The following is a 14,780-nucleotide window of genomic DNA, read 5'->3' as shown; positions in this document are numbered from 1 at the left end:
TCGGCGGTGATCAACCAGGATGGAGCTCAACAGCCGTGACCAACAACCCATTCGACGCACGGGCGTGGCAGCTCGTTGACGGCTTCGACGATCTGACCGATATCACCTATCACCGCCACGTCGACGACGCGACGGTGCGGGTGGCCTTCAACCGTCCGGAGGTGCGCAACGCTTTTCGCCCGCACACCGTCGACGAGCTGTATCGGGTGCTCGACCACGCCCGCATGTCCCCCGACGTCGGAGTGGTCCTGCTGACCGGCAACGGGCCCAGCCCGCGCGACGGCGGGTGGGCGTTCTGCTCTGGCGGCGATCAGCGAATTCGCGGGCGGTCCGGGTACCAGTACGCGTCCGGCGAGACCGCGGATACCGTTGATGCGGCTCGCGCAGGCCGGTTGCACATCCTGGAGGTGCAACGGCTGATTCGGTTCATGCCCAAGGTGGTCATCTGCCTGGTGAACGGCTGGGCGGCGGGCGGCGGCCACAGCCTGCACGTGGTGTGCGACCTCACCCTGGCCAGTCGCGAGCATGCTCGCTTCAAGCAGACCGACGCCGATGTCGGCAGCTTCGACGGCGGGTATGGCAGCGCATACTTGGCCCGTCAGGTAGGGCAGAAGTTCGCCCGGGAGATCTTCTTCCTGGGCCGGTCCTACACCGCCGAGCAGATGCACCAGATGGGCGCGGTCAATGCGGTTGTCGACCACGCACAGCTGGAAACCGTAGCACTGGAATGGGCGGCCGAGGTCAACGCCAAATCGCCGCAGGCCCAACGGATGTTGAAGTTCGCGTTCAACCTGCTGGACGATGGTCTGGTAGGTCAGCAGTTGTTCGCCGGTGAGGCAACCCGGCTGGCCTACATGACCGACGAAGCCGTAGAGGGCCGCGACGCATTCCTGGAAAAGCGCGCACCGGACTGGAGCAACTATCCCCGGTATTTCTAGTGGCCGCCGGCGTCGGCCTAGACTCCCCACCTGTGAGCAAGAGCCCGCTTCGCCGGTTGACCGAACACATTGCGCTGACGGGTATGCGGCCGCCGATCTCACCGCAGCTGTTGATCAATCGGCCCGCGATGACGCCGGTCGGCCTCGACGGCAAGCGCATCCTGCTCACGGGCGCTTCGTCGGGCATCGGAGCCGCCGCGGCAGAGCAGTTCGCCCGCCACGGCGCCACGGTGGTTGCGGTCGCCAGGCGCCCGGAGCTGCTGGACGCCCTGGCCGACCGGATCACGAGGGCAGGCGGCAGAGCAATGTCGGTGCCATGCGACCTTTCGGATATGGACGCAATCGACGCGCTGGTTGCCGACGTGGACGAGCGCATCGGCGGGGTGGACATCCTCATCAACAACGCCGGTCGGTCCATTCGTCGACCGCTGGCCGCATCGTTGGAACGCTGGCACGACGTCGAGCGAACGATGATCCTCAACTACTACGCTCCGTTGCGGCTGATCCGCGGACTTGCACCGGGCATGCTCGAGCGCGGCGACGGTCACATCATCAACGTCGCGACCTGGGGGGTGCTGTCAGAGGCGTCGCCGCTGTTTTCGGTGTACAACGCATCGAAGGCCGCGCTGGCGTCGGTCAGCCGGGTTGTCGAAACCGAATGGGGAGGTCGGGGCGTGCATTCGACGACGCTGTACTACCCGCTGGTGGACACGCCGATGATCAAACCCACGAAGGCCTACGACGGGATGCCCGCGCTCAGCCCTGCCGAAGCGGCCGGTTGGATGGTGACCGCCGCGCGCACCCGGCCGGTACGAATCGCGCCGCGGGTCGCCGTCGCCGTCAACGCGTTGGACAGCATTGGCCCGCGGTGGGTGAACGCACTCATGCAGCGGCGCAGCAACCGATTGGACAGTTGATCCGACCGACGGGAGTTTGTCATGTCTGATGTCTGGAGCACGATCTCTGCCGAGCGCGGCGCACTCGCCGCAGACCTCGCCAACCTGACGTCATCGCAATGGGACGCGCCGTCACTGTGCACGCGCTGGACGGTCCGCGACGTCGTCGCGCATCTGTCGGCGACCGCCTCGCTGAACCCACCCAAGTTCTTCCTCGGTATGGCCAGGGCGGGGTTCAACTTCGACCGGTTCGCGAATGCACAGATCGCGAAGCAGCGCGGCCCCGATGCTGCCGTCACCCTCAGCACGTTCGGCGGCTTGCAGCATTCCACCTCCGCACCTCCGGGCCCGAAGATCTCCTGGCTCGGCGAGGTCATGATCCACGGCGAGGACATCCGTCGTCCCTTGGGTATCTCGCACACCTACCCCACCGAAGCGGTTCGGCAGGTGATCGACTTCTACAAGGGCTCCAACCTGCTCATCGGCTCGAAGAGCCGAGTCGCCGGACTCACCTTGAACGCCACCGACGACGCATGGCAACACGGGCAGGGTGACCCCAAAACAGCCGGAGTCGAGGGCCCCCTCCTGTCCCTACTGCTGGCCATGACCGGCCGCGGCGCGGCGTGCGACGACCTCACCGGTCCCGGTGCGGAGACCCTGCGCCGCCGGTGCCCGTCGTGATAAACACGAGGTCATGGAGATTCTGGCCAGTCGGATGCTGCTTCGGCCGGCTGACTATCAGCGGTCGTTGAGCTTCTACCGCGACGAGATCGGGTTGGCGATCGCTCGTGACTACGGTGCGGGCACAGTGTTTTTCGCCGGCCAGTCGCTCCTCGAACTGGCCGGATTCGGGACACCCGATCACTCCCGCGGGCCATTCCCCGGCGCGCTGTGGCTGCAGGTGCGTGACCTGGAGGCCACCCAGTCCGAGCTGATAGCTCGGGGGGTGTCGATCGCGCGCGAGGCGCGGCGCGAACCTTGGGGCCTGCACGAGATGCACGTAACCGACCCGGATGGCGTCACGTTGATCTTCATCGAGGTGCCCCCCGATCACCCGCTGCGCCGGGACACCCGAGGTGAACGTCGGGGAACATCTGGTTAACTGCTAGGTAACATCTGGCAACGAGTGCCAGGGACCTGCAATTCGCGAACTCGTGCGTTCGACAACGGAACACCCCGACCAGCAGAATTGGGCGCTGTGAACCTCCAGTTGTTCCTCTTGATCGTTGTCGTCATCACCGCATTGGTGTTTGACTTCACCAACGGCTTCCACGACACCGGCAACGCCATGGCGACCTCCATCGCCAGCGGCGCGCTCGCGCCCAAGGCCGCGGTGACACTGTCAGCCGTACTCAACCTGGTGGGTGCGTTCCTGTCGACAGCGGTCGCGGCGACGATTGCCAAGGGTCTGATCGACGCGAACCTGGTCACACTCGAACTGGTCTTCGCCGGCCTGGTGGGCGGCATCGTCTGGAACCTGTTGACCTGGCTGCTCGGCATTCCGTCGAGTTCCTCGCACGCTCTGGTCGGCGGCATCGTCGGGGCCACCATCGCCGCCGTGGGCTTGCACGGGGTGATCTGGAGGGGCATCACCTCCAAAGTGCTCATCCCGGCTGTCATTGCCGCGGTGCTGGCCGTCGCCATCTCGGCGATTTCCACCTCGCTGGTCTACCGGCTGGCCCGTGGTGTCCCGGAGAAACGCACCAACGCTGGCTTCCGGTACGGCCAGTGGGGTTCAGCCTCCTTGGTCTCGCTCGCGCACGGCACCAACGACGCCCAAAAGACGATGGGCGTGATCTTCCTGGCGCTGATGTCCTACGGAGCAGTCAGCACTTCAGCCAGCGTTCCGCCGCTATGGGTTGTCGTGTCCTGCGCGGTAGCCATCGCATTCGGCACCTACCTGGGCGGGTGGCGCATCATCCGCACCCTGGGCAAGGGGCTCGTCGAGATCCAGTCCCCGCAAGGAATGGCGGCTGAGTCGTCATCGGCCGCGGTGATTCTGCTGTCCGCGCACTTCGGCTACGCGTTGTCCACGACGCAGGTCTGCACCGGTTCGGTGCTGGGCAGCGGAGTGGGCAAGCCCGGCGCCGAGGTGCGCTGGGGGATAGCCGGGCGGATGGCGGTCGCTTGGCTGGTCACGCTTCCGTTGGCTGGGCTCGTCGGCGCGATCACCTACTGGATCGTGCACCTCATCGGCGGATACCCCGGCGCGATCATCGGCTTTTCCCTGTTGGTCGCGGTAGCGGCCGCCATCTACCAGCAATCCCGCAAGGCGAAAGTCGACCACAAGAACGTCAACGCCGAATGGGAGGGCAGCTTGACCGCCGGTCTCGACAACGCTCAGGAGCCGACTTCGAATGGAAAGCCGCCCGCACCTCCGATGCCGCAACCCGATGGTCGCGCACCGAAGGTGGGCACGGACGGCGCGGTGACGACCGCGAGGAACAGCTGATGAGCGAGTGGTTCAACTACGAGGCCACCCTCAAGATCTTGGTCTTCAGCCTGCTTGCCGGAGCCGCGCTGCCGGGGGTGTTCGCGCTCGGAGTGCGGCTGCATGCCGCTGGCGTCGGCGAAATCGGCACAGGCGGCGCGACACCCCACCGCAACCCAGTGCTGATCGCGCTCGCCTGGGCAATCTATGCGCTGGTCGTCGCGGTGGTCATCCTGGGGGTGCTCTACATCGCCCGTGACTACATCGCGCATCACACCGGTTGGGCCTTTCTCGGCGCCGATCCGACGTAGTGTCAAACATGTCCCTGACATAGGTTTTGAGAGGTCTGCAGACAGTCCTGACGGGAAGTTGTATGGCGTGAACCGGTTTCTTACCTCGATCGTCTCTTGGCTGCGCGCGGGCTACCCCGAGGGGATTCCGCCGACCGACTACTTCGCGGTGCTGGCCCTACTCTCCCGGCGACTGAGCAACGACGAGGTCAAGGCGGTGGCCGCCCAACTGATGCGGCGCGGCGAGTTCGACCGGATCGACGTTGGCGTAGTGATCACCCACGTCACCGACAACTTGCCGTCACCAGAGGACATGCAGCGGGTGCGCACCCGGTTGGCCGCCAAAGGCTGGCCCCTCGATGACGTGCGCGACGGCGAGGACCACCCATAGCAGTCCTGCGCGCGCTTGCGGTCCAAGGGGGTTCTGCGGCCTCGTTGCTGTTGCCCGCGTTGCGCCGGGTTCTGGACGGTGCTGACTCGGCAGTGGTTCCGGTCCCCGAGCGCGACAGTCCCGTGTTGCGTGCGTTGCGAGTAGGAGAGAGCATCGACGACGACGTCGCCCTGGTAGTGACGACGTCGGGAACCACCGGCTCGCCCAAGGGGGCGATGCTGACCGCCGCCGCGCTGACGGCCAGCGCGGTGGCCACCCACGACCGACTCGGCGGTCCGGGCAGCTGGCTCTTGGCGTTGCCGCCGCATCACATCGCCGGCCTACAGGTGCTGGTGCGCAGCGTGGTGGCCGGTTCCACGCCCGTCGAGTTGGATGTCTCGGGTGGCTTCGACGTTACCGAGCTGCCGAGCGCGGTAGCACGATTGGGGCCCGGGCGACGGTACGCGTCGCTCGTCTCCGCCCAGTTGGCCAAGGCGCTCGACGACTCTGCCGCGGCGGCGGCTTTGGCCGAGTTGGACGCGGTATTGATCGGTGGCGGACCGGCGCCACGCCCGGTTCTGCGGGCCGCCGCGTCAGCGGGAATCGCGGTGGTCCGCACCTACGGGATGAGCGAGACCGCCGGGGGCTGCGTCTACGATGGCGTCCCGTTGGCCGGAGTCCGGTTGCGGGTGCTACCCGACGCGCGCATCGCGATCGGCGGCGTGACACTCGCGAAGGGCTATCGCAACCCGGTCGATCCCGACCCGTTCGCCGACCCGGGCTGGTTCCACACCGACGATGTCGGTGACCTCGATGATTCAGGTGTCCTGACCGTGGCAGGCCGTGCCGACGACGCGATCAGCACCGGCGGGTTGACCGTCCTCCCCCAGCTCGTCGAGACCGCATTGTGCAGCCACCCGGCGGTGCGTGAGTGTGCGGTCTTCGGACTTGCCGACGACCGATTGGGTCAGCGAGTGGTCGCCGCGGTGGTGGTCGCCGCGGGCCACCTACCACCGACGCTCGACGCCATGCGCGCACACGCCGCGCGGACTCTCGATATCACCGCGGCGCCCCGGGAACTGCATTGCGTGACCGAGCTCCCGCTGCGCGGTATCGGCAAGGTCGATCGGTCCGCGTTGCAGCGGCGATTTACCGCCAGCGCCGAGAGCTGAGGCGGCCCGTCGCCATCCCTGAGCCGGCCCGGTCAATAGGCTGGACGATCGTGAGGACGGGGCGCCGGGAGGTCTGGGGGGTAGCGGTCGGGCTGATCCTGGTAGCAGCTGCGTTCGTGCTGCCGCGGCTCAATATCGGGGTCAGACCGCGGCGAGACATCGGCCTGGAGCGTTTCGGGGCGCACGCCGGCGCAGCACCGATCTTCGGCTATTGGGACGCTCACGTCGGGTGGGGAACCGCACCGGCAATCCTTATTGCCATGGCCGCGGTGCTGTGGGGGCCGATTGTGGCGCAACGGGTCTCATGGCGAGTGCTGACCCTGGGCACCTGGGCTACCGCTGGGGCATGGGCGTTTGCGCTGGCGATGATCGACGGGTGGCAACGCGGCTTTGTCGGCCGGCTGACCAGCAGAGACGAGTATCTGTGGCAGGTACCGGGCATCGCCGACATCCCGGCCACTGTGCGGACGTTCTCCAGCCGGATTGTCGACTTTCAACCCAACTCGTGGGTCACCCACGTCTCGGGTCACCCACCCGGCGCGCTGTTGACGTTCGTGTGGCTGGACCGGATCGGCCTGGGGGGCGGCGCCTGGGCCGGCCTGTTGTGCCTGCTGGTTGGCTCCAGTGCGACGGCCGCGGTGATCATCGCCGTCCGGGCACTGGCTGGGGAGCACACCGCGCGGTTGGCCGCACCGTTCGTCGCCGTCGCGCCGACCGCGATTTGGGTCGCCGTCTCGGCCGACGGATATTTTGCCGGGGTCGCGGCCTGGGGTATCGCGCTGCTCACGTTGGCGGTACATGGCAAAGTCCGGTTCCCGGCGCTGACGGGCGCGGCGGCGGGCTTGCTGCTCGGTTGGGCCGTCTTTCTCAACTATGGCCTGGTACTGATGGGGCTGCCTGCGGTTGCCGTGTTGTTCGCGGCGGCAGATTGGCGCCCGGTTCTGCGGGCACTCGGGCCCGCTGTGCTGGCGGCAGCGGCGGTGGCGGTGGCGTTTGCTGTAGCGGGGTTTGTCTGGTTCGAGGGCTATACCCTGGTACAGCAGCGTTATTGGCAGGGAATTGCCAAGGATCGACCGTTCCAATACTGGGTCTGGGCCAACCTGGCGTGCGTCGTATGCGCCATCGGGTTGGGCAGCATGGCCGGCATCAGTTGGCTGTTCGACCGGGCCGCTATCCGCCGTCGGTCCGGGTTCCACCTACTGCTGCTGGCCATGCTGGCAGCCATTGCGTTCGCCGACTTGAGCATGCTGAGCAAAGCCGAGACAGAGCGGATCTGGCTGCCCTTCACCATCTGGCTGACCGCCGCGCCAGCCCTACTGCCGACACGGTCGCACCGGTTCTGGCTGGCCGTCAACACGGCCGGAGCCCTGCTCCTGAACAGCATCATCTTCACGAATTGGTAGCGCGGCGTGCTCACCGCGAGGGTGGCATCGACGCAGGACTCAGAGCCCGGCCGCCCAGGTCGCTCGGGCGAAGCGACTCTCGGGATGGCAGGCGTCGCGGACCCCGGCGAGGTCGCCAACGCGGTCGAAATCAGCCAGTATCTGTACGGTAGATACATCAATGCCTCTGTCAGACAGAGCTTTTAGCGTGAGTCGCCCAGTGTCCGGCTGCGACATCGGGACGGTGCGCAGACACTCCGCCATCGCTGCAGTGCGTACCCCAAGTACCCACCAGCCGCCGTCACAGGCCAACCCGAGCAGGGCCGGCGCAGTGAGCAGGCGACTCGCGCATTCGGCCAGTAACTCGGGTGTCACCTGTGGCGTGTCCATCCCGATTTGCAGCACCGGATTCCCGTCAGCGGCATCGGCATGCGCATTGGCAAGCCGGTCGGCAAAGCTGTCACCGCGCTGGCCAACTACCGTGAAACATTGCAGCCGGCGGCGGATCTCGGGGGCGCAAGCGGCGCTATCCAGGTCACCCGTCAGCGCGACCACCCGCGCGGTCACCGGCGCCGCGGCGACCGCGTCCAACGTATCGAGCAGCGCAGCGGCGGCGATATCAGCGGCGACCTGCTCGCCAACCGCTGCGGCGAGCCGTGTTTTGGCCAGGCCGGGTTCCGGGGCTTTGGCGACCACCAGCACGGTCACTGGCAGGCAGCTCACGAGATCACCTTCCAAAAGTCCAGGATGGCGATGATGCTGCCGCGCAGCGAGCCGCTGACCTTGGACTTGCCGCCGGTCCTGGGACCGTAGGCGATGTCCAGCTCGACGACGCGCCAGCCCGAGGCTGCGGCGCGAACTAGAAGTTCCAGCGGGTACCCGGACCGTCGATCCGTGACCCCCAGATTCAGCAGTGCTTCCCGGCGGGCAACCCGCATGGGCGCGATGTCGTGCACCGGCAGGCCGTGACGGGAACGCAATCGCCAGCTCATCACCACGGTTCCCAGGCGGGCGACCCACGGCCAGTGCAAGCCGGGCACCGGACGCCGGCGGCCGGTCACCATGTCCGCGCCCCTTTCGAGTTCGGCGACCAATCGGGGCAAGTCACCGGGATCCATCGACCCATCGGCATCGATCACCGCAACGATGGGCGTCCTCGCCGCGACGACGCCGGCGTGTACAGCCGAGCCGTACCCGGCCCGCGGTTCCGCCACTACCCGGGCACCGTGGCGCTCGGCTACTGCGGTGGTGTTGTCCGTGCTCCTGTTGTCCACCACCAGCGCCCGGTAGCAGGCCGGAATCGCGGCCAGCACCCCCGGTAGGGACTCTTCTTCGTTCAGACAGGGCAAGACCACCGTCACCGCATCGCTGGACATACAGCGACCTTAGGGGGTGTCAGCGCCCCGAGGAGTGGCCACCGCCGCTCGACGAACCGCCGCGCGACGAACCGCCACCAGAGGAACTACCGCGCGACGAACTACCGCCTGACGAACTACCACCCGATGAGCCACCTCTCGAGGAGCTGCCGCCCGAGGAACTACCACCTGACGAACCGCCGCGCGAGGAACTACCGCCTGAGGAACCACCACCGAGCGAACCACCGCTCGACGAACCACCGCCCGGTGACCCGCCACTCGACGAACCACCACCCAGTGACCCACCACCGGGCGAACCGCCACCCAGTGACCCACCACCGGGCGAACCACCACCCAGTGACCCACCACCGGGCGAACCACCACTGGGCGAACCGCCACTGGGCAAACCACCACCGGCAGAACCACCGCCCGAGGGGGGCTGCGGAGCCGGCTGCGTCGGTTGCGGGGCCACAGTTTGTATCGGCTGGGGAGCCACAGTCTGTGTTGGCTGGGGAGCCACAGTTTGTATGGGCTGGGGAGCCACAGTCTGTGTCGGCTGCGGCGCAACCGTAGGCGCAACCGTGGTCGGTGCAGCCGTCGGCGCAACCGTCGTCGGCGCAACCGTCGTCGGCGCAACCGTCGTCGGCGCAACCGTCGTCGGTGTGACGGGCTTCGCAGTCGTCGTCGGCGGCTTCGTCGTCGTCGGCGGCTTCGTCGTCGTCGGCGGCTTCGTCGTCGTCGGCGGCTTCGTCGTCGTCGGCGGCTTCGTCGTCGTCGGCGGCTTCGTCGTCGTCGGGGGCTTCGTCGTTGTCGGGGGCTTCGTCGTCGCCGTAGTCGGCGGCGTGGTCGGCGGCGTCGTCGGCCTGGTCGGCCTCGTCGGCCTCGTCGGCCTCGTCACTGTCGCGGTCGGCGGTATTGGTAGCCCTGGCCGCAAACCCGGAAACGGAAAGCCCGGAACCGGGAGGGGCACCGGAACGGGCACAACGCCGGGAACCGCGGGGGCCGGAGCCTGCGGCGTCCCGGCTCCCGGCCGAGGAACCACCCCCTGGACAACCGGAATGGTGCCGCCCTGGAATCCCGCGGTGGGGTCATCCAGCGGGGGTGGCGGTACCGGCGCCTGTTGCTGTGTCGGCAACAGGGGCAAGAACTTCCCCGGCTGGGCGTTTTGGTGGCCTTCCACCGGCGCCGACGCCGCTGTCGGGCGGATGGTGACAGCCACCGCGACCGCCAGCGAAGCGAATCCGATCACCGCGAACGCGACGACAGCGTTACCGATGAGCAGCGACCGTGTGCTGAGGCGGGCCGGCCCCGTCTCAGCATCCCCATCGCCATCGCCATCATCGCCGTAGTCGTCCATCGGCTCAACGGGAAGCAGTTCGTCGTCGCCGGCCTGCGAATATGCCAGCTGATCGTCTTCTGCGCTGGATTGCCCGGCCTCGACTTGGGGCAGGAAGGTGGTGGCGTCGTCACCCGAGACCGGCTGAGAAATCGTCGCCGAACCAGCCGCCGCGCCGGCCGCCATCGCGGCGCCGCGCGCCAGCGCGAACGTGGGATCGTCGGGGATCTGCACCCGCATGGCCGACATCGCACGAAGTTGATCGGCAAGAACCGCGGTGTGCTCGGCGGAGGTGCCCACCAGTACGACATCACCGGGGGGCTGGTCGCGCAGCGGGGCCATCAAGGTATCGAACGTCGCCTCATCAACGGCCTCGGCGTCGGCGCCCTCCACCAGAGCGGCAGCCAAAACGGTCGGCGGCGCGTGCTGCTCACCCGCTGCCGATAGTTCACCCGGTACCGACAGCGTTGCCGTCTCATCGCCGACCACCAGCACGGCCGAACCGGCACGTCCCGACCCTAAGAGCGCTGTGGCGGCCTGTGCCTCCGATAGTGCCTCGACGTCAGCGACACCGGAGTTGTCTAGCGCCTGGCGCAGCTCGTCAGCCTTATCCTGATCCGACCAGCACAGCCCGGTGGCGACCAGCCGGTGGCTCTCCTGCGCCAACAACCGATCCGTGCCCACCACCGTCTCGGTCAATATCTGGACAGGATTCTCCGCCACGTCGACCGAGGATTGGTCGATCACGCTGGAGTCCGCCGCGCCCGACTCGACAAGGGCCAGGCGCGCGACCCCACCCGCGACCGCCACCCCCAAAACGACGTCCAATTTTCCGCTCACTTTCGGCTGGCCACCCCGTAACCAGCAATGTCCGGCATCACTACACTGGGATACCGTCGACAGTATTCGTCGTTCGCGCGACGAGGTTCCGGTACGAGCGCAGCCTAATCGGATTCAAAAACTGCAGGATAGCCAGCACGAAGCCGCGTCGAACGGAGAATGTGTCGCTACGAGCAGCGCGGTCGCTCCTGCAGAGTTTCGCTCCCGGCGAACCGCTATCAGCAGTACCCGACCCTAGCCGACCCAAGCCGACCCAAGCCGACCCAAGCCGACCCAAGCGTACGGGGAGATCGTGAGCCAGAGCACCGACGACCCACCCACCGGCCCCATCGCGGGTGAGGAGGTGCAACAGCAGCCTCCCGACCCGACCGGACCGGACCACCATACGGACCCCGCTCGGGACTCGGGGCGCCGCCGCAACACCGCCCGCGACCTGACCGCGGGCGCCTTGGTCGTCGCCGCGTTGTTTTTCCCGTGGAACCTGTACTTCGGTTTCCGCATCCCGAACACCAGCAGGTCGGTGTCGGGGCTTCTGTTGGCGGTGACGCTGCTGTCGTTGCTGTCTCTCGTCGTCACATACGCCGGGCCCGGGCGACCCTCGGGCTCGCAATCGAACCCTGTCCTCGCCGGCCGGCTGCGTCTCGCGCTCAACCTGCCCTACATCGTCCTGGTGGCCGCCTTCGTCGTCTTCGACTCAGTGCAGACGATCCGTTCCGGCGGGACCGTCCACGTACCCGGTGGCGTCGGGCCAGGAGCGTGGCTCGGCATCACCGGCGCACTCTTGAGCGCCCAACCGGTGATCACTGACACAGCTGCTCGCGATGACAAATACACCCGTTGGCTGGGCGCGGCGCAGGTTATCGGCTACGGCTCGATGTTCGCCGCCGCGCTCAACACCGGCTTCAACCTGTGCTGGCGAGTGCGCTACGCGTTGCAGCCCTCCGCGAGTGGGTCCGGATTCGGCCGGCAGAACATCGCGGTCATCAGCACCGCGGTCGTCTACGGTGTGGTAGCGCTGATCGCGGTCCTGGTTGCCTCCCGCTGGCTACTTCGAGCCACCGAGGCCAACCGAGTCGCGGTGATCTGGCTCGGAGCGTCGACTCTGGTCGCCGGGATCCTGGTGTGGGTTCTTCCCATCGGCCGCGAAATCGACGCCTTTCACGGCATTGCCCAGAACACGTCGACGGCCGGGGTCGGGTACGAGGGTTATCTGGTGTGGGCGGCGGGCGCGGCGTTGTTCGCGCCGCTGACATTATTCAGATCCTCCAACGCACCACCGATCGCCAAGAGCGTCTGGCAGGCGGCGGCGCGGAGCTCCCTGACGCTTATCGCCGTGTGGTGCCTGAGTTCAGTCGCAATGAGGGTCACCGACCTGATCACCGCGGTGATGTTGAACTTCCCCTACTCGCGCTACGACACCATGACGCTGGTCGCGTTCGATCTCGCCACAGCGGCCCTGGCGCTATGGTTGCGCTTTTACCTGGCCGCGGAGGCGGCGCCCGCGCGGCTGATCTCATCCCTGTTTGGACTCCTCGTCACTCTCAGCGCGTCGCGGATCATCGTCGGCATCGTCTTGGCTCCGCGCTTCGAAACATCGCCTGGCGCGCCAGCTAACCCGGTCTATGGAAACAATCTCGCCCAACAGATCACCAGCATCTTCGACGTGGTGCTGTGCGGCCTCGCGATCGGCGTCCTCGCGGCTGCCATCATCATCGGCCGGCTTCGCCGGACGTCGGAAAGCCCACGACACCCGGCGAGCCGACAGCGCCAAACGGCTCCCGATCCCGACGCCGGACCGGCCGCATCGCCACGGATCTTTCGGTCAACCGAGCCGACGCCACACGTGAGCCCGAAGATCTACCGGCCTTAGCGACGTCGAGATCGACAGCCGCCCGTCAAAGGTCGACACGACACCGCACCGACCTCGATTTCGGTGACAGGCTTCGGGTCAGCGAAGAGGCGCGAACGCGAATTCGTGGAGCCCTGCCTGCGGATCGACGCCCGCACGAAACCCCAACAGATTGGTCGCGCGTGCAGGATCGGCGACAATGTGACGCACGTCGCCGCTGCGGTATTGGCCGGTGATGACGGGCGACACCGAGCGACCACGCGCGTCGCAGAGCGCGGTCGCCACGTCCAGGATCGAGATGGGCCGGCCGGAACACACGTTGGCCGCGGCAAAACCGTGATGGTCGGATTCAATCAGGTGTGCCGCGGCGAGGTTAGCCGCGGCCACGTCGTCGACATGAACGAAATCACGCATTTGACCGCCGTCTTCGAAGACCCTCGGTGGCTCGTTTTTTTCCAACGCCGAACGAAAGATCGCCGCCACACCCGAGTACGGCGTGTCACGCGGCATGCCGGGACCGTAAACGTTGTGGTACCGCAGCGCCACTACCGATCCGCCGGTCGACTCCGACCAGGCCAGCGCGTAGTGCTCTTGCGCGGTCTTGCTAGCCGCATACAAGCTGCGTGGCCGTAGCGCGGCGTCCTCATCGACGAGCTGCCACCGCAGTGCCTCGTCACAGAGCGGACAGCGGTGCTCGAAATTCCCGGCATCAAGGTCCGCGCGCCGTCGCGGCAGCGGATCAACGAGACCGTGCGCCGGGCAGCGGTACCTGCCTTGCCCGTAGACGACCATCGAGGACGCCAGCACAAGCCGGCGGACCCCCGCAGCGAACATCTGCGCCAGCAACACGGTGGTCGCGAAGTCGTTATGCCCGCCGTAAGCGGGTGCGTCTGCGGCGTCCACGCCGGCACCCACCATCGCCGCCTGATGAACCACCACGTCGACACCGGCCAACATCGGACCCAGCGCGCCGGGATCGCCGACATCAACCCGGTGGCATCCCGGCGGCATCACGGGGTTCGGACCGTGGGCGGCAGGCAACAACACATCGACGCCAACAACGTCATGACCCGCGGCGCGCAGCACCTCGCCGACCCGCGACCCGATGAAACCGGCCGCTCCGGTCACGAGGACTCTCATGGCAACTCGAACGGCAACGTGACACCCGCGTGCCGCAGACAGTGCGTGCAGGTGGGCTCGGACCCAACCCGATCGATCGCGCCGCGCACCAGCGTCTTGAGCAGTTTCATATTCTCCTCGAACGCAGCGAATACGTCGGCGGCCTTCACACCGTCTCCCGCGGCAACACCTGCGTCCACATCGGTCACCAAAGCGATTGCCGCATAGCATAGTTCGAGCTCACGAGCGAGCGCCGCCTCGGGATAGCCGGTCATGTTGACCAGACTGAACCCGGCGCTGGCATACCACTGGCTTTCCGCGCGGGTGGAAAAGCGCGGACCCTGGATCACCACCATGGTCCCGCCGTCGACCACCCCGGGCAGGTCGGTGACCGCTGCCCGCAGCGCGGGGCAGTAGGGATCGGCAAAAGTGGCGTGCACACCGCCGGAATCGAAATACGTGTCGGCCCGGCCGCTGGTGCGATCGACCAGTTGGTCGGGCACCACGACCACGCCGGCACCGAGCTCGCGGGTCAGGCTACCCACCGCGCACGGCGCGAAAACCCGCCGCACCCCGAGCGCACGCAGCGCCCACATGTTGGCCCGGTACGGGACGGTATGCGCCGAGTATTGATGATGTGCACCGTGCCGGGGCAGAAACGCGACCTCGTGCTCCCCAATCGTGCCCATCGTGATAGGGGCGCTGGGTTGACCATACGGCGTGGGCGGATTGACGGTATCCGACGACCCCGAGGGCTCAAAGAACGTATAGAAGCCGCTACCGCCGATCACTCCGAGCATCC

The 14,780-nt window shown here is 67.0% G+C and carries 14 protein-coding genes and 1 pseudogene; 10 read left to right on the top strand and 5 right to left on the bottom strand.

All coding sequences use genetic code 11. The features are described from left to right. Nucleotides 1-35: 35 nt before the first annotated feature. From F6B93_RS03645 to F6B93_RS03605, 9 genes are all read left to right on the top strand, one after another. Nucleotides 36-938, top strand: a complete 903-nt coding sequence (locus F6B93_RS03645) for a 1,4-dihydroxy-2-naphthoyl-CoA synthase (protein WP_211697783.1) — start codon at nucleotides 36-38, stop codon at nucleotides 936-938. A gap of 32 nt (nucleotides 939-970) precedes the next feature. Further along, nucleotides 971-1,855: an SDR family oxidoreductase gene (locus tag F6B93_RS03640; RefSeq protein ID WP_211697782.1), complete on the top strand. Its 885-nt coding sequence runs from the start codon at nucleotides 971-973 to the stop codon at nucleotides 1,853-1,855. Between the two features lie 21 nt (nucleotides 1,856-1,876). Further along, nucleotides 1,877-2,515, top strand: a complete 639-nt coding sequence (locus tag F6B93_RS03635) for a maleylpyruvate isomerase family mycothiol-dependent enzyme (RefSeq protein ID WP_211697781.1) — start codon at nucleotides 1,877-1,879, stop codon at nucleotides 2,513-2,515. Between the two features lie 13 nt (nucleotides 2,516-2,528). Next, nucleotides 2,529-2,936 (top strand): VOC family protein, encoded by a 408-nt coding sequence (locus tag F6B93_RS03630; RefSeq protein ID WP_211697780.1) that lies wholly within the window; start codon nucleotides 2,529-2,531, stop codon nucleotides 2,934-2,936. 96 nt (nucleotides 2,937-3,032) lie between these two features. Beyond that, nucleotides 3,033-4,286, top strand: a complete 1,254-nt coding sequence (locus tag F6B93_RS03625; RefSeq protein WP_211697779.1) for an inorganic phosphate transporter — start codon at nucleotides 3,033-3,035, stop codon at nucleotides 4,284-4,286. Beyond that, the gene (locus F6B93_RS03620) at nucleotides 4,286-4,576 is read left to right on the top strand and encodes a hypothetical protein (RefSeq protein ID WP_211697778.1); all 291 of its coding nucleotides are present in this window, start codon (nucleotides 4,286-4,288) and stop codon (nucleotides 4,574-4,576) included. Before F6B93_RS03625 ends, F6B93_RS03620 begins: the two co-directional genes overlap by 1 nt. Nucleotides 4,577-4,643: 67 nt before the next feature. Then, entirely contained in the window at nucleotides 4,644-4,946 is a 303-nt protein-coding gene (locus tag F6B93_RS03615) for a DUF3349 domain-containing protein (protein ID WP_211697777.1), read from the top strand. A 59-nt stretch (nucleotides 4,947-5,005) separates the two neighbouring features. After that, a complete protein-coding gene (menE, locus tag F6B93_RS03610; RefSeq protein ID WP_246540989.1) occupies nucleotides 5,006-6,097 on the top strand; it encodes an o-succinylbenzoate--CoA ligase in 1,092 nt (363 codons plus the stop codon). Between the two features lie 50 nt (nucleotides 6,098-6,147). Then, the gene (locus F6B93_RS03605; protein WP_211697775.1) at nucleotides 6,148-7,500 is read left to right on the top strand and encodes a hypothetical protein; all 1,353 of its coding nucleotides are present in this window, start codon (nucleotides 6,148-6,150) and stop codon (nucleotides 7,498-7,500) included. A gap of 39 nt (nucleotides 7,501-7,539) precedes the next feature. Here F6B93_RS03605 and F6B93_RS03600 read toward each other — a convergent pair whose 3' ends face one another. The 3 genes and pseudogenes from F6B93_RS03600 to F6B93_RS03590 form a co-directional block, all read right to left on the bottom strand. Then, the gene (locus F6B93_RS03600; RefSeq protein WP_211697774.1) at nucleotides 7,540-8,202 is read right to left on the bottom strand and encodes a TIGR04282 family arsenosugar biosynthesis glycosyltransferase; all 663 of its coding nucleotides are present in this window, start codon (nucleotides 8,200-8,202) and stop codon (nucleotides 7,540-7,542) included. Then, nucleotides 8,199-8,855, bottom strand: coding sequence for a glycosyltransferase family 2 protein (locus tag F6B93_RS03595; protein ID WP_211697773.1), 657 nt, complete (start codon nucleotides 8,853-8,855; stop codon nucleotides 8,199-8,201). The genes F6B93_RS03600 and F6B93_RS03595 overlap by 4 nt, the downstream gene beginning before the upstream one ends. A gap of 370 nt (nucleotides 8,856-9,225) precedes the next feature. Then, a pseudogene (locus F6B93_RS03590) lies at nucleotides 9,226-10,998 on the bottom strand (DUF7159 family protein); the annotation flags it as partial. Nucleotides 10,999-11,353: 355 nt separating this feature from the next. On the opposite strand from F6B93_RS03590, the gene F6B93_RS03585 reads away from it, so the two are divergent. Next, nucleotides 11,354-12,880 carry a DUF7937 domain-containing protein gene (locus F6B93_RS03585; protein ID WP_425518526.1) on the top strand — a complete coding sequence of 509 codons (1,527 nt, stop codon included), beginning with the start codon at nucleotides 11,354-11,356 and terminating at the stop codon, nucleotides 12,878-12,880. Between the two features lie 78 nt (nucleotides 12,881-12,958). Here F6B93_RS03585 and F6B93_RS03580 read toward each other — a convergent pair whose 3' ends face one another. Together F6B93_RS03580 and F6B93_RS03575 are read right to left on the bottom strand one after the other, a co-directional pair. Beyond that, nucleotides 12,959-13,999 (bottom strand): NAD-dependent epimerase/dehydratase family protein, encoded by a 1,041-nt coding sequence (locus F6B93_RS03580; RefSeq protein ID WP_211697772.1) that lies wholly within the window; start codon nucleotides 13,997-13,999, stop codon nucleotides 12,959-12,961. After that, complete coding sequence (locus F6B93_RS03575) at nucleotides 13,996-14,778, bottom strand: S-methyl-5'-thioadenosine phosphorylase (RefSeq protein ID WP_211699251.1); 783 nt, start codon at nucleotides 14,776-14,778, stop codon at nucleotides 13,996-13,998. The genes F6B93_RS03580 and F6B93_RS03575 overlap by 4 nt, the downstream gene beginning before the upstream one ends. Nucleotides 14,779-14,780 lie beyond the last annotated feature (2 nt).

The sequence above is a fragment of the Mycobacterium spongiae genome (genome assembly GCF_018278905.1).
GTDB lineage: Bacteria > Actinomycetota > Actinomycetes > Mycobacteriales > Mycobacteriaceae > Mycobacterium > Mycobacterium spongiae.
This window is presented reverse-complemented; position numbering and strand designations above follow the sequence as displayed.

What these genes read in the sequence shown, in the direction of transcription:
- F6B93_RS03635 (WP_211697781.1), top strand. Translation starts at nt 1,877, where the DNA reads ATGTCTGATGTCTGGAGCACGATCTCTGCCGAGCGCGGCGCACTCGCC.
- F6B93_RS03595 (WP_211697773.1), bottom strand. Translation starts at nt 8,855, where the DNA reads ATGTCCAGCGATGCGGTGACGGTGGTCTTGCCCTGTCTGAACGAAGAA.
- F6B93_RS03580 (WP_211697772.1), bottom strand. Translation starts at nt 13,999, where the DNA reads ATGAGAGTCCTCGTGACCGGAGCGGCCGGTTTCATCGGGTCGCGGGTC.
- F6B93_RS03630 (WP_211697780.1), top strand. Translation starts at nt 2,529, where the DNA reads ATGGAGATTCTGGCCAGTCGGATGCTGCTTCGGCCGGCTGACTATCAG.
- F6B93_RS03575 (WP_211699251.1), bottom strand. Translation starts at nt 14,778, where the DNA reads ATGCTCGGAGTGATCGGCGGTAGCGGCTTCTATACGTTCTTTGAGCCC.
- F6B93_RS03620 (WP_211697778.1), top strand. Translation starts at nt 4,286, where the DNA reads ATGAGCGAGTGGTTCAACTACGAGGCCACCCTCAAGATCTTGGTCTTC.